Source organism: Bacteroidota bacterium, from assembly GCA_016195025.1.
Classification (GTDB): Bacteria; Bacteroidota; Bacteroidia; order Palsa-948; family Palsa-948; genus Palsa-948.
Genome location: JACQAL010000043.1, coordinates 21,397 through 35,644, shown reverse-complemented (window position 1 = coordinate 35,644; position 14,248 = coordinate 21,397). Strand labels below are relative to the sequence as shown.

Annotated in this window: 10 protein-coding genes; 7 read left to right on the top strand and 3 right to left on the bottom strand. The window is 40.2% G+C overall.

All coding sequences use genetic code 11. The features are described 5' to 3' along the window. Window positions 1–17: 17 nt before the first annotated feature. Window positions 18–3,542 (top strand): SpoIIE family protein phosphatase, encoded by a 3,525-nt coding sequence (locus tag HY063_09125; protein MBI3501944.1) that lies wholly within the window; start codon window positions 18–20, stop codon window positions 3,540–3,542. Between the two features lie 39 nt (window positions 3,543–3,581). On the opposite strand, the gene HY063_09120 is transcribed toward HY063_09125, so the two are convergent. After that, complete coding sequence (locus tag HY063_09120; protein ID MBI3501943.1) at window positions 3,582–4,286, bottom strand: glycosyltransferase family 2 protein; 705 nt, start codon at window positions 4,284–4,286, stop codon at window positions 3,582–3,584. 260 nt (window positions 4,287–4,546) lie between these two features. On the opposite strand from HY063_09120, the gene HY063_09115 reads away from it, so the two are divergent. The 4 genes from HY063_09115 (at window position 4,547) to HY063_09100 (ending at window position 8,924) form a co-directional block, all read left to right on the top strand. Then, window positions 4,547–5,656, top strand: a complete 1,110-nt coding sequence (locus tag HY063_09115; protein ID MBI3501942.1) for a M42 family metallopeptidase — start codon at window positions 4,547–4,549, stop codon at window positions 5,654–5,656. A 95-nt stretch (window positions 5,657–5,751) separates the two neighbouring features. Continuing rightward, window positions 5,752–6,603, top strand: a complete 852-nt coding sequence (locus HY063_09110; protein MBI3501941.1) for a hypothetical protein — start codon at window positions 5,752–5,754, stop codon at window positions 6,601–6,603. A gap of 114 nt (window positions 6,604–6,717) precedes the next feature. After that, window positions 6,718–8,256 (top strand): GH3 auxin-responsive promoter family protein, encoded by a 1,539-nt coding sequence (locus HY063_09105; protein ID MBI3501940.1) that lies wholly within the window; start codon window positions 6,718–6,720, stop codon window positions 8,254–8,256. Between the two features lie 8 nt (window positions 8,257–8,264). Then, window positions 8,265–8,924, top strand: a complete 660-nt coding sequence (locus HY063_09100; GenBank protein ID MBI3501939.1) for a LysE family transporter — start codon at window positions 8,265–8,267, stop codon at window positions 8,922–8,924. Here the strand turns inward: HY063_09100 and HY063_09095 are convergent, their stop codons facing one another. Further along, a complete protein-coding gene (locus HY063_09095) occupies window positions 8,925–10,442 on the bottom strand; it encodes a M28 family peptidase (protein MBI3501938.1) in 1,518 nt (505 codons plus the stop codon). A gap of 404 nt (window positions 10,443–10,846) precedes the next feature. Between HY063_09095 and HY063_09090 the strand changes: the two genes are divergently transcribed. Together HY063_09090 and HY063_09085 are read left to right on the top strand one after the other, a co-directional pair. Continuing rightward, complete coding sequence (locus tag HY063_09090; GenBank protein ID MBI3501937.1) at window positions 10,847–11,755, top strand: toxin-antitoxin system YwqK family antitoxin; 909 nt, start codon at window positions 10,847–10,849, stop codon at window positions 11,753–11,755. A gap of 56 nt (window positions 11,756–11,811) precedes the next feature. After that, window positions 11,812–12,330 (top strand): FKBP-type peptidyl-prolyl cis-trans isomerase, encoded by a 519-nt coding sequence (locus HY063_09085; protein MBI3501936.1) that lies wholly within the window; start codon window positions 11,812–11,814, stop codon window positions 12,328–12,330. Here the strand turns inward: HY063_09085 and HY063_09080 are convergent. Further along, entirely contained in the window at window positions 12,324–14,246 is a 1,923-nt protein-coding gene (locus tag HY063_09080) for a tetratricopeptide repeat protein (protein MBI3501935.1), read from the bottom strand. The genes HY063_09085 and HY063_09080 overlap by 7 nt on opposite strands. Window positions 14,247–14,248 lie beyond the last annotated feature (2 nt).

Here is a 14,248-nt window from a genome sequence, read left to right as displayed (position 1 = left end):
GGTTGATTTTTTGGGAAATGAAAAAAATAATGTTTTATATGGGGAAAAAGGAAATGGATTACCCTTCAGAAGCAAAATTTTCAGATTACTTTTTCTTTACATTTGCCACTCGTTTTTCTGAAATGAAAAAAAGAATTTTATCATATTATTTTTTACTTCTTGCTTCGAATTTTTTACTTCTCATTTCTGCTTCCGCGCAGCGCAACAATTTTCAAACTTATTCGCTCGAGCAGGGGCTTCCGCAGGCAACCATTCACTGCATCATTCAGGATAACCGCGGCTACCTGTGGCTGGGAACCGATGGCGGGGGCATTTGCCGTTTTGACGGAATTAATTTCAGAACCTATAATAAAAAAGACGGCTTTAAAGGCGATATTGTGCGCTCGCTCATGCAGGATAACAAAGGCAGAATATGGGCGGGAACCAAAGACGCGGGCATTATTATTTATGACGGATTAAAATTTATTTCCATAGGGAAAAACAACGGGCTGGCGGGCGATGCGGTGCTTTGCATGTTTCAGGACGAAGACGGAACCGTGTGGGCGGGTACCGATAATGGCGGGCTGAATAAAATTTCTGCGGTGAAAGATTCGTTCAGCGTGGAAGTGATTGGCGATAACAAAGGGCTCAGCAACAGTTCGGTTTTTGATATTCATAAAGATAAAGACGGGCATCTCTGGCTGGCAACGTGGGGAGGAATAAATATTATTTCGTTTGAAAAAGATACTTTCAGAGTTGACCAGCTGCGGGGCGGAAGAGAAATTCCGAGCGACCAGATTATTTCCATTGCCGAAGATAATGCGGGCGCGCTGTGGTTCGGAACGTACGATGGCGGGGTTTTCCGCCTTGCGCCAAAAATTTCTTCCGAACGCGCAAAGTCAAATTTCAAACTCGAACTTCTCTCGCGGAAAATCACTGTGTTCAATCAATCAAACGGGTTTAATGCGAAAGCCATCTGGAAAATTTTAAAAACACGCAGCGGTGAAATGTGGTTCGCTTCGGTGGAAGACGGATTGCTGCGGATGAAAAATGTTCCTCCGTCCGATTCGCTGCTCTCTAAAATTTCTTTTGAAAAGTTTGCCGAGAAAGAAGGAATGCCGTTCAGCCAAACGCTCTGCGTGTTTGAAGACAAAGAAAAAAATATCTGGATTGGTTCGGGCGGAAGCGGGCTCTGCAAATTCATGGGCGATATTTTTTCTCATTACTCGGAAAAGGACGGCTTGCCCGCCAACAACGTGCAGGGCATTGACATGGATTCGCTCGGCACGCTGTGGTTCGGCACCAGCGGGGGAGGATTGGTGGAAATGAATTTAAAATCGAATCCCCTTGTTTGCAAATCGTATTCCATGAAAGAGGGATTGAGCGGAAATATTGTCCTCTCTGTTTCTGCCGGAAAAACCAGGCATAACAAAAATCTCTGGGCAGCGGTTTCCAATGCGGGAATCACCAAGTACGATGGAAAAAAGTTCAGCAATTATTCCGAATCGCAGGGCTTGCTCGATAACAATGTTTACAGCATTCTCGTTGACAAAAACGGAATTGTATGGGCGGGAAGCAAGGCGGGCATCAGCCGCTTTGACGGAACAAAATTTGTGACCATGGATATGGAGACGATGAAAATAAGCAACAAGGATGTGAACGCCATCATGCAGGATAAAAACGGAAACCTCTGGTTTGGAACGGGAGGCGGGCTGGCAAAGTACAGCGGAGAAGGCATCATCACCACTTTTGACGAAGCGGAAGGATTAATGCACAAAGAAATAAAATGCCTTGCCGAAGACCCGTTCGGAAATATGTGGATAGGAACCAACAACGGGGGGCTTTACCGCTTTGATGTTTTCACCGATGACAAGAAAAAAATCCGGTTGATTGCAAATGACAGTTTGCTCAGTTCAAATTCCGTGCGCGCCATTATTTTTCTCGATGAAAAAAAATCGGGACGCGATGTAAAGGAAATGGTGGTGGGCACCGATAAGGGAATTGATAAAATCACGTTTGACGATAAAGGAAAAATTCTCAACATCAGAAATTACAATGCGAGCGATGGATTTGTGGGAGTGGAGTGCAATGACAACGCCATGTACCGCGATGCCGGAGGAAACATCTGGATTGGAACGGTGAAGGGTTTGACAAAGTTCAATCCTTCTGCCGAAATTCAAAACCAAAATGCTCCGCTGGTGCACATCACCAACGTAAAACTTTTTTTTAAAGATGTGGACTGGAAAGCGCGCGGAAACGATTCGCTGGTTCCCTGGTTCAACCTTCCGCAATCGCTCGTGCTTCCGTATTCCGACAATCACCTTACGTTTGATTACGCAGCCATTTCTTTGAGCAATTCGCAAAAAGTAAAATACCGTTACCTGCTCGAAGGGGCAGATGCCGGATGGTCGCCCGACCGGAAAGAAACTTCGGTTACCTTTTCGGCATTATCTCCCGGAACGTATACGTTCAAGGTAATTGCTGCCGGAGCGAATGGAAAGTGGAACGAAGAGCCGGCAACTTTTAAATTCACCATTACTCCGCCCTGGTACAGGACGACTTATGCCTACATCGCCTATGTGATTCTGCTGGTGGGCGGGACTTATTCATTTGTGAAATACCGCGAGCGGGCGCTCATTCGTGAGAAAAAAATTCTGGAAGATAAAGTTATTGAGCGCACTGCCGAAGTGGTAAAACAAAAAGAAGTGCTGGAAGAACAAAAGCAGGTGATTGAAGAAAAAAACAAAGACATTACCGACAGCATTAACTACGCGCAAAAAATTCAGGAAGCAATTCTGCCCGATACGGAAAAAATAAAAAAAGCATTTTCCGAATCATTTATTTTATTTCAGCCGCGCGATATTGTGAGCGGAGATTTTTACTGGTTCAATGAAGCGGAAAAAAACGGAGTGCGCTCTTATATGCTCGCTGCTGCCGATTGCACGGGGCACGGAGTTCCCGGTGCATTCATGAGCATGATAAACACTTCGCTGCTGAATGAAGCGGTGAACGAGGGAAATATTTTTCCGAATGAAATTCTGAACCATGCGCGAAGAGGAATCATCCGTTCCTTGAAACAAAGAGGAGAAGTGGGCGAGCAGAAAGACGGAATGGATGTGGCTCTAATAAGTTTACGGTTTGCAGTTTCGGGTTTACAATCAGAACAACAAAACCGGAAACAAGAGACCGGAAACTGGAAACTGGAATATGCAGGCGCCAACAATTCCATGTATATAATAAGGAAGAGCAGCGCGCCCGTGCTGGAAGAAATTGACCCCGACCCGATGCCCGTAGCCATCAGCGACCGCACGGGAGATTTCAAAAACAATTCTCTGGAACTTCAGAAGGGAGATACGTTTTATATTTTTACAGACGGCTATGCCGACCAGTTTGGCGGACCGAAAGGAAAAAAATTCAAGTACTCGCAGTTCAAGCAACTGCTTCTTTCCATGCAGAATAAATCTATGAACGAACAGCACGACATTCTGAAAAAAACTATGGATGAATGGAAAGGAACGCTTGAGCAGATTGACGACATACTGGTAATAGGCGTGAGAGTGTAGATTTTTTCTACAGAAATTTTTTGCAAAACAATCCTGTTTCTATAAATTATATTTCACAATGCACCAGAGCGCATGCAGCCCATCGCGCCAATTAATTTTTTTCCCCTCTGCATAGGTTCTGCCATAGTAGGAAATGCCCACTTCGTAAATTCGGATATCCGGCAGGCGGGAAATTTTTGCAGTCACTTCCGGCTCAAATCCAAATCTTTTTTCCTGAAGATTAATTTTTTTGATTACTCCCGCGCGGAAAAGTTTATAGCCGGTTTCCATATCCGTTAAGTTCAGGTTGGTGAACATATTGGAAAGCGCAGTGAGAAATTTATTTCCGATGGAATGCCAGTAAAATAAAATGCGGTGCGGCTTGCCGCCCATAAAGCGTGAACCATACACCACATCGGCAAATCCATCAAGAATCGGCTTCAGCAAAATATTATACTCTTCGGGATTATATTCCAAATCCGCATCCTGAATGAGGATGAAATCTCCGGCAGCAAGTTCAATTCCTTTGTGAATGGCTGCGCCTTTGCCCTGGTTTTTTTCCTGCGAATGAAAAATAAATTTCTGTTCGGGATGAGAAGAAATATATTTTTCGATTACGTTTTTTGTGCTGTCGGTTGAGCAATCATTTACAATAACCACTTCTTTTTGAATTTCTGAAATTAATTTTACCGCAAGAACTTTATCGAGGATGAGAGGAATGGTTTTCTCCTCATTATAAGCGGGAATAATTACAGATAGTTTCATTGCGCAAGAAGGATGCGCAAAAATAAACTATTGAGCGTAAAATCATTTACTCATACGAAATAAAATTCCCAAGTTGAGCAAAATAATTTTCTTTTTCCCATGGAATAAAAAAAATAAACATGGCGGCATGATTCTTTTTCCTGACAACTCTCATTTGAAAGGAAGCAAACAAAATTGCAAATGCCGCTTAAGCAGAGAAGAAATTTTTTTTATTCCTCCAAATTTTTTCCTCTATCTTCGCGCCTCAATAAATTTTTTTTATGGCAAAATCAAACAACATTGTTACGCCTCAGGCAGTAGAGTTCCTGAAGAACTACATTAACATTCCCTCCCCCACCGGATTCGAATGTAAATTGCCGCATGGAGAAAAAGCCGGACAGCAGTTGTGGATTGAATATATGAAACCGCTCACCGATGATTTTTTTGTAGATACCTACGGCACGGCTGTGGGAATCATAAATCCGAAAGAAGAATATAAAATTGTGATTGAAGCGCACGCGGATGAAATTTCCTGGTTCGTGCATTACATTACCAAAGACGGTTTCATTTATTTGAGGCGCAATGGCGGCAGCGACCACCAGATTGCCCCGAGCAAGCGCGTGAACATTCACACCGAAAAAGGAATTGTAAAAGCAGTTTTCGGCTGGCCCGCCATTCATGTGCGCGAGCCGGGCAAGGAAGAAAATCCTTCGGTGAAAAATCTTTTTCTGGATTGCGGCTGCAAGAGCGATAAAGAAGTGGAAAAACTTGGCGTGCACGTGGGCTGTGTAGTTACTTATCCCGATGAATTCATGGTGCTCAACAATAATTTTTACGTGGGACGCGCGCTCGATAACCGCATGGGCGGGTTTATGATTTCGCAGGTGGCAAGATTGTTCAAAGAAAATAAAATCAAACTTCCGTTTGGATTATACATTGTGAATTCTGTTCAGGAAGAAGTTGGATTGAACGGAGCGAAAATGATTGCGAATAATATTAAACCTGCCGCGGCAATCATCACCGATGTTACACACGACACGCAAACTCCCATGATGAACAAAGTCCAGCAGGGAGATATTGCCTGCGGAAAAGGCCCTGCGCTTACGGTTGGTCCGGCAGTTCACAACAATCTGCTTGGTCAAATAATTTCCACCGCGCGCAGAAATAAAATTCTTTTCCAGCGCGAAGCCGTTTCGCGTTCCACCGGAACTGATACGGATGCCTTTGCTTATTCGGGAAGCGGAATTGCTTCGGCACTGATTTCTCTTCCGCTGCGCTATATGCACACCACCGTTGAATCGGTTCACAAAAATGATGTGGAGAGCGTAATCAAACTTATTTACGAAACACTCCGCAGCATTAAGAAGAATCAGAAGTTCGGTTATCTCTGACTTTCTTTTCAACATGGCTTTGTGCCTAAAAATATTTCAGGCATTTTGCCCAATTGCATTTTATATTTAGTTTTGCTTTATCTAATAACACTCGCATGCTGAACAGATTTTTTTCGTTCATTCTTTTTGGAATTGTTTTGTTCCTTCTCGTATCGTGCGGAAGCAATGAACAAAGTACCGATACTACTTCGGTTGTAATTTCCAAAAAAGATTCTGCTAATGTGGATGCGCTCACGCAGTTTAAATATGACAAACTTATCAGCAACGTTCCGATCCCGTTCGATATTCTTCGCATGCATGCAGACGCACAATTAAGTTATACTTCCGATGCGGTGAATTCAACTTCCAATCTTCCTTATTATTATTCCAGCACGCAAAAAGCATTGAACCTTGGAATTTACGGAGGCGATTTGGCATACAGTATTACGTATGAAAAATTTGATGAGATGGGAAATTACCTGAAGTGTGCAAAAAAACTTGCCGATGATTTGGGTATTCCGCTTGCCTTTGACCAAACTGCACTTGCCACTTATAAAAAGTACGGGACGAATAAAGACAGTTTGGAAAAAATTGTTTTTAATTCTTACAGCGAAGTTGACAAAACATTAAAATCAAATGAGCGCATCGGGCTTGCTTCGTTGGTAGTAACCGGAGGGTGGATTGAAGGATTATTTGCAACCCTAAAGACGCTCGGCTCCGCTCCGAAAAACGACAAGACAAAAAATCTTTACAAAAAAATCTGGGAACAAAAAAATCATCTCGACATGATTATTGGTTTGCTCGAACAGTTCAAAGAGGAAATCGCCTATGTAAATCTTGTAATTGATCTGAAAGATATTAAAAATGTTTACGACCATCTTTCTGATAAATCGGATATCAATGAATCGGAAATGGCTTCGCTGAATCAGAAAGTTTCGCTGGTGCGCAGTAAAATTATTTCTCATTAACTTTTTTCGGTTACCAATAACGAATTAATACAAATATTACGAATGCCTATGTATTGTTTGCATTCGTTATATTTGTTATTCGTAATATTCGCAGAAGATTTGTAATTAGCAACCATGGCATTGCTCGGAAATATAATCAAGCAGGCAATTGATTTGCGCAAATCCATTCCGCGACTTCCGAAGAACGCTGCGAAAACTCAGGCGCGCACGCTGAGAAAACTTCTCTCCCGCGCAGAGTATACCGCATTCGGAGAGCAATACAACTTTTCAAAAGTCCTGAATGAAAAAGATGTGATGAAAGTATTTCAATCAGCAGTTCCCACGCACGATTACAATAAAATTTTCCGAAGATGGTGGTATCGTTCACTCAATGGTGAACCATTTATTTGCTGGCCGGGAAAAGTAAAATATTTCGCGCTGAGTTCGGGAACTTCGGAAGCATCGAGCAAACAAATTCCTGTTACAAAAGACATGATTCGCGCCATCCGCAGGGCGAGCGTAAAACAAATCCTGGCGCAGTCGCATTACAATCTTCCGAAAGAACATTTCGAGCGCGGAATCCTTATGCTGGGCGGAAGCACCCATCTTAATTACAATGGAACTTATTTCGAAGGCGACCTCAGCGGAATTACTGCGAGCAATATTCCATTCTGGTTTCAACATTTTTACAAACCCGGCAGAAGAATTTCGCGCGAGCGCGACTGGAATGCAAAACTCGAAGAAATTATTCTTACTGCGAAGCAGTGGGATTTGTCTACCATTTGCGGAGTGCCTGCGTGGGTGACAATTCTTTTTGAAAGAATCATTGCGCACTACAATGTGCAAACCATTCACGATATCTGGCCGAACCTGAATATTTATGTTCATGGTGGAGTTTCGCTTGCGCCATACAAAAAAGGTTTTGAAAAACTCACAGCACGCCCGCTCATTTTCATGGAAACGTATCTTGCGAGCGAAGGATTCATGGCATACTGTGATAATCCGGAAAGCGAAGGCATGCGGATGGTGCTCGACAACGGAATTTTTTTCGAGTTCGTTCCGTTCACCTCAACTAATTTTGGCGCAGATGGAAACCTGAAAGACAATCCTGAAACATTTTCCATAGGAGAAGTTGAAGAAGGAACAGAATATGCTTTGCTGATGTCCACATGCTCGGGCGCGTGGAGATATTTGATTGGCGATACAATAAAATTTACTTCGCTGAAGAATCAGGAAATAATTATTACGGGAAGAACAAAACATTTTCTGAGTTTATGCGGAGAACATCTTTCGCAGGATAATATGAACCGCGCCATTGAACTTGCAGCCGGAGAATTGAATATTGAAATCAAAGAATTCACCGTAACCGGAATTCCTTACGGCTCTCTCTTTGCGCATAAATGGTTCATAGGCACAGATGATTCTGTAAATGCAAAAGCGCTTAAAGAAAAATTAGACGAGCATTTAAAAAATCTGAACGATGATTACCGCGTGGAGCGGATTGCCGCACTCAAAGATGTCATAGTAGAAATTCTTCCTTCTTCTCTTTTTTATGAATGGATGGAACAAAAAGGAAAAATGGGCGCGCAAAATAAATTTCCGCGCGTGATGAAAAACAAGCACCTTGCAGAGTGGGAAGAATTTCTAAAACAAAAACAAGCGGTTAAAAATTAATTTATGTAATGTTTGCTTCATTCGCCCGCGCCATTGCAGAAGGAATAGGATTGGGAATTACGCTTGCCATTCTCACAGGTCCTGCATTTTTCGCGCTGCTGCAAACAAGCATTCGCAACGGCTATAAATCAGGAATTGCTTTCGCCATCGGAGTTTTTTTCAGCGACACCACGCTCATTCTGCTTTCCTACCTCGGTGCGCTGCGAATTTTCAGTGACCCGAAAAATAATTTTGTGATTGGAATTATCGGAGGAACCATTCTTATCATGTTCGGCATCTTCAACATTTTTCAAAAGCATCCGCTTGATTTGGAGAATGGCGCAGCTGTCACGAAAATAATTTCTTCAAATAATCATGTGAATTTAATTCTTGTTGCGCTGAAAGGTTTTGGAATCAATTTGATTAATCCGTTTGTAATTCTTTTCTGGATTGGCGTGGTGAGCGTGGAAAGCACGCGCTATGAATTTTCGCATATGCACGTGGCGGCAGTTTTTTCTGCAACGCTTTTCACCGTTCTCTTCACCGATATTCTGAAATCAATGGGCGCGCATAAAATTACCAGCGTTCTGAATCCGAATATTCTTCACTGGATAAACCGGATTGCCGGAGTGATTTTGATAATCAGCGGTGTAACATTAATCTGGAAAGTGGTTAAAACGTTTCTTTAATTATTTTTTTTCTTCTCCCTGAATAACATCTGATTTAATTCTTTCTTTTCTATTCGCTATTTCCCACGCTGTATAAAAAACCAGTTGTGCGCGTTTGGCAAGAAGCGGGAAATTTATTTTTTGCACCTCATCGGTTTCCTGGTGATAATCTTCATGCACTCCGTTGAAATAAAAAATTATCGGCACGCCTTTCTCCGCGAAGTTGTAATGATCGGATCTATAATAAAAGCGCTGCGGGTCATTCGGGTCGTTGTATTTATAATCGAGGTTTAATTTGGTGTAAGTTGAATTTGCACTCTCATTTATTTTATGCAACTCAGTGCTGATTTTATCCGAACCGATGATGTAAACAAAGTTCGAATCACTTTTATGTTCTTCATCCCCTCTTCCAATCATGTCAATATTCAAATCACAAACAGTACTTGCTATAGGGAAAACTGGATGATCGGTATAATACGAAGAGCCAAGCAGTCCCTTTTCTTCCCCGGCAACTGTCATGAAAACAATTGAGCGCTTAGGAACAAAGCCGGCATCTTTTGCGTTCTCAAAAGCGTTTGCAATTTCAAGAACACCTGTTGTGCCCGAGCCGTCATCATCTGCACCGTTATAAACTTTTCCATCTTTTACGCCAAGGTGGTCATAATGCGCAGTAATGAAAATAACTTCATCGGGGAATTCACTTCCATTAATCATTCCTAAAATATTTTCAGAACTTATTGCTTCCTCTTTATTTTTCATTTCAATCACTATCGGAGTTTTTATTTTGAACGAAACGGCTTTGTGTTTCTTTTGTATTTTCTTTTTTATTTTGTCCACATTTATTTTTTTCTCTGCAAGAATTTCATTGGCGGTTTTTATGGAAATGCCCGCCTGTGGAATTTTTTTTCCATATCTTGATTTGTCTTCTTTTTTTTCTTCCGCATTTTCCAGTTTCAGCACAGGTGACTCCAGATAATTTTTCAGGAACTGAATGTTGGCATCAAAATTCATATTGATGACAATTAATGCACCTGCACCTTTTTCTTTTGCAAACCGGGATTTTTTTCGGAAATCAGTAGTCCAATCCGACAACTCTTTTGTGGCTGTGATGAATGAAGTGGAATCATTATTCAGCGGCTCACCGCCAAGCACCAGAAGGATTTTATCTTTTACATCTGCATTTTTATAGTCATCATATTTCTTATCTGAAATTCCATAGCCGAGAAATAAAATTTCTTTTGCTTCAAGGTTCAAATTTTTTCCATTAGGGAAAACATAGAAGTCCTTATAGTTTTCATATTTTTTCCCGCTCACTTCCATGTCCGCACTTTCGGGTGTGCTTTGAGTGAGCGGAAATTTTTGAAGATATGTTTTATCGGTTGCCGGTTTTAATCCAATGGATTTAAAATATTCAGAAATATATTTTGCGGCTTTCTTCTGTCCTTCTTTTCCGGTTTCACGCCCTTCGTATTCATCTGAAGCAAGAACCGAGAGATGTTTGCGTGCGTCTTCTGAAGTAATAACTTTTGCAAATCTCATTGCATTTATATCGGGTGATTGCGAAAAGCCGCAACAACATACATTAGCAAATATAAATAGGAAAATATTTTTTCTCATGCGTTACAAACCTAAGAAAATATATTTGATGAGGTTTTATCATAATTTATTTCGTCAACCCTATTAAAATTCATCGAAGATATTAGGGCATTCGTCTAAGAATTCACATCATTCGTCTAAAACCTAAATTTTCCCCTTGACAAATTGAATTTACAGCATACATTTGGCTGTCAATAAAAGAAAATTTGGTTAATCTAAAAATAATGCTCCCTTTATTGGAAGCAGTTTGTTTCATGGCGATGTTAGAAAACCCGGTTTACAAGGTAGATCGGGTTTCTAATTTTATGAGCAGATTAAATAATATCTTTGAATATAAATTTTTGAAAATGAGTTTTAAGAAATTTTTTCTTCCTCTGCTATTTTTCTGCCCGGTGTTTTCCTTTGCCGGACTCGATACAAACAAAGTGGATGGCTCAGGGCTCCGTCAAGGGTATTGGATTATTTACAACACCATAAAAAAACTTCCGGATTATCCCTCCGATGCTAAAGTAGAAGAAGGGCATTATGCCGATAGCAAGAAAAATGGAATGTGGAAAATATATTATCCGGGCGGCAGCATTAAATGTGAGGTAACTTATTTCAACAACCGTCCTAACGGCTACGCAAAAATTTTTAACGAAAACGGTTCCATGGCGGAAGAAGGAGAATGGAAAAATAACAGATGGGTAGGAACTTTTAAATCCTATCACGAAAACGGACAAACATTTATGGATTTTAATTATAACAATGGTGGCAAACGAGAAGGAGAGCAAAAATACTTTTATGAAAATGGACAACTAATGATGAAAGGAAATATGAAAGAGGGGAAAGAAAACGGGAAATGGGATGGCTATTATGAAAATGGCGATAAAAGAGAAGAAAAAATTTTCAATGATGGTGCACTCGATGCAGAGAAAACAAAAGTGTATGAACCAACCGCCCGAGTATTTATCAAAACTGAAGTATCTTCATCCAAAGAGCCGACTAAAATCGTGGATATAAAAGTTGAAAAAACAAACGAAGCACAAAAGCCCTTTGATGGAAACGGCTATGCAAAACTTTTTAATACTAACAAACGAGTTTCCAAGGACGGTCTTTTTCGAAATTACCGTTTGATAGATGGAAAAGATTATATCTATAATGACAAAGGAAATCTTGAGCGCATTGCCCTATATAAAGATGGTAAATATATTGGCGAATCTCCTATAGAGCAAAAGGACATTGAGAACGATGTGCTTGTAATGCCTGAACATTAAAATTTTCATCTCTTATTTGCATTTGTTTGCTTTTCTTTCAAAGAAGAAATTTTTTTATGACGATCGAAAAAAATAAAGTGGTGTCAGTTAGTTATGCACTCACCGCACGAAAGGGACTTTCACTCGAAGAAACACAGGTTGAAAAAACTGATTCGGCAAATCCTTTTACATTTTTATTTGGAGTGGGGAAATTGCTTCCTGATTTCGAAAAAAATCTTTCAGGAAAAAAAGCAGGCGACAAGTTCGATTTTTTTATTACTGCTTCGAATGGTTATGGAATACGAAATGAAAAGTATGTGATGAATATTCCAATAGATTCTTTTAAAGATGAAAGCGGGACATTAAACTTGAACGAGATTCGTGTAGGCAATACGCTTCACATGAATGATAATCACGGCAATCAATTGCAGGGAGAAGTGAAAGAAGTTACTGCTGCACATGTGAAAATGGATTTCAATCATCCGCTGGCTGATCATGAATTGCATTTCAAAGGCGAAGTGCTGAATGTTCGCCCCGCTACTGCTGAAGAAATTTCTCACGGGCATGTGCACGGACCGGGCGGACATCATCATTGATTTTTTGCCGCCAGATTTTTTAATTCGCTAATGGAATTTTCATCCACTGCAATTCCTTTTTCTTTTGCTGTCATCATATCCTGAAGTGCTTCAGAATATTTTTTCATCCCTTTATAGGCAAGCGCCCGGTTTGTATATGCGCCTGTATTACCCGGTTTAAGTTGAAGTGATTTTGTAAAATCATTTACTGCTTCCTGATATCTTCCGCTCATAGAAAAAATAATTCCGCGATTGTTATATGCCTGTCCGTTGTCAGGAGAAAATTCTATTGCTTTATTAATATCAGCAAGTGCTTCATTTAATTTTCCACTTTTGCCGAGAGCTTCCGAACGCGCGTAATATCCTTCTCCGCTGTTCGGATTAAGCCCAATCATCTTTGAAAAATCTTTAATTGCATTTTCAAAATCATTCCGATTGACATAAATTGTTCCGCGGCTCAAATAATTTTTTGTGTCGTCCGGATAATATTTTATTTCTTCGGTATAAGATTTTATCGCCTCATCAAAATTTTTAAGGCGCTCTTCTACCAAACCTTTATTTCTCCATCCGTTCGGATAGCGCGGTTTAAGTTCAACCAGAGAAGTAAAATCTTTCAGCGCCTCTTCATTCCTACTTGAGTCAGATAAAACTGCTCCGCGATTGTTGTAAATGATCGCAGCTTTATAGCCATGATTGATTGCATCGGCATAAAGAGTAATGCTGTCGTGCCAGATTTTTGTTCGCCGAAAAGTTAAATAAGAAAAGAACAATAAATATCCTGAAGCAATCGTCAGGACAATTCTATTTTTTAAATGCGGAACTAAATAGTTAGAAGCAATAAAAAATATTCCGATGGAAGGAATGAAAGTATAGCGGTCGGCATACAATGCATCGCCAATGGGAAGTAATTGCAGAACCAAAATAATTGTGATGAGAAAAAAGGCAAATCCAAATAGAACAATTTTTTCTCTTCTGAAAAATTTCCATATGAGAAACGCAATCGCAAGCAAAACAACCGGACTCAAATAAACCCACACAGTATTTATTTTATCATTCGTTTCCGGATATGGATAGAAGCACGAAAGATTTACAGGCAAAATCATTTTATGCAGGTAAGTCATCAGTGCGTAGCAGGAGAAAAGGATCCGTTCGTAAAAAGGAAAATACTGGAAGGTTTGCATCGCGCCTGCTTTCCCTTGGACTTTTATTGCAATGAATCCGAAAATAAAAGCCAAAGCAAAGAATGGAATTTTTTCTATGAAAAGTTTTTTATCAAACCTTCTATTCATCAAAAAATCTACCGCGAAAAAAAGCACAGGCAAAACAACTGCCTGCGCCTTTGACAAAATAGATAAGACAAAAAGAAAAAGAGAGAAGAAAAAATATTTACTGAATCTTTTATCCTGCTTCGCATGCAATATATATAAGTAGAGCGACCACAAAAATAAAAATCCATACAGCACATCTTTCCTTTCTGAAATCCAGGTTACAGATTCTACGTGAAGCGTATGAATTCCGAACAGCAGAGAAGTAATAAAAGCTATGGGTTTGTGCGCAGAAAATTTTTCAGCAATAAGAAAAACAAGCGCGACACAGAGCAAATAAAAAATCAAATTTATCAAATGCCAGCCGAAAGGATTCAGTCCGAAAAATTTATAATCAACCATATAACTCAGCATTGTAAGCGGCTGGTAATTTCCCACGAACTGCTTAGAAAAAATTGCTTTTATATTTTCCGCGTTTATATTTTTGACAACCGGGTTGTCTATAATATAATTTGTGTCGTCAAGATTGGTGAATTTATCTTGGAGAGAAGGAAAAAAGCAAATGAAAGTAATCGCAATAACTATCGGCAGAAAATATTTCTCATATCCCGATAAAAAATTGTTGGAATATAAATTCTGAGAAGGAAGAACTTTTTGCTTCGGCTTTGCCATAA

Bases quoted from the DNA above. Each gene is read 5' to 3' on its own strand.
- HY063_09125 (MBI3501944.1), top strand. From the start codon at position 18: ATGAAAAAAATAATGTTTTATATGGGGAAAAAGGAAATGGATTACCCT.
- HY063_09120 (MBI3501943.1), bottom strand. From the start codon at position 4,286: ATGAAACTATCTGTAATTATTCCCGCTTATAATGAGGAGAAAACCATT.
- HY063_09115 (MBI3501942.1), top strand. From the start codon at position 4,547: ATGGCAAAATCAAACAACATTGTTACGCCTCAGGCAGTAGAGTTCCTG.
- HY063_09110 (MBI3501941.1), top strand. From the start codon at position 5,752: ATGCTGAACAGATTTTTTTCGTTCATTCTTTTTGGAATTGTTTTGTTC.
- HY063_09105 (MBI3501940.1), top strand. From the start codon at position 6,718: ATGGCATTGCTCGGAAATATAATCAAGCAGGCAATTGATTTGCGCAAA.
- HY063_09100 (MBI3501939.1), top strand. From the start codon at position 8,265: ATGTTTGCTTCATTCGCCCGCGCCATTGCAGAAGGAATAGGATTGGGA.
- HY063_09095 (MBI3501938.1), bottom strand. From the start codon at position 10,442: ATGAGATTTGCAAAAGTTATTACTTCAGAAGACGCACGCAAACATCTC.
- HY063_09090 (MBI3501937.1), top strand. From the start codon at position 10,847: ATGAGTTTTAAGAAATTTTTTCTTCCTCTGCTATTTTTCTGCCCGGTG.
- HY063_09085 (MBI3501936.1), top strand. From the start codon at position 11,812: ATGACGATCGAAAAAAATAAAGTGGTGTCAGTTAGTTATGCACTCACC.
- HY063_09080 (MBI3501935.1), bottom strand. From the start codon at position 14,246: ATGGCAAAGCCGAAGCAAAAAGTTCTTCCTTCTCAGAATTTATATTCC.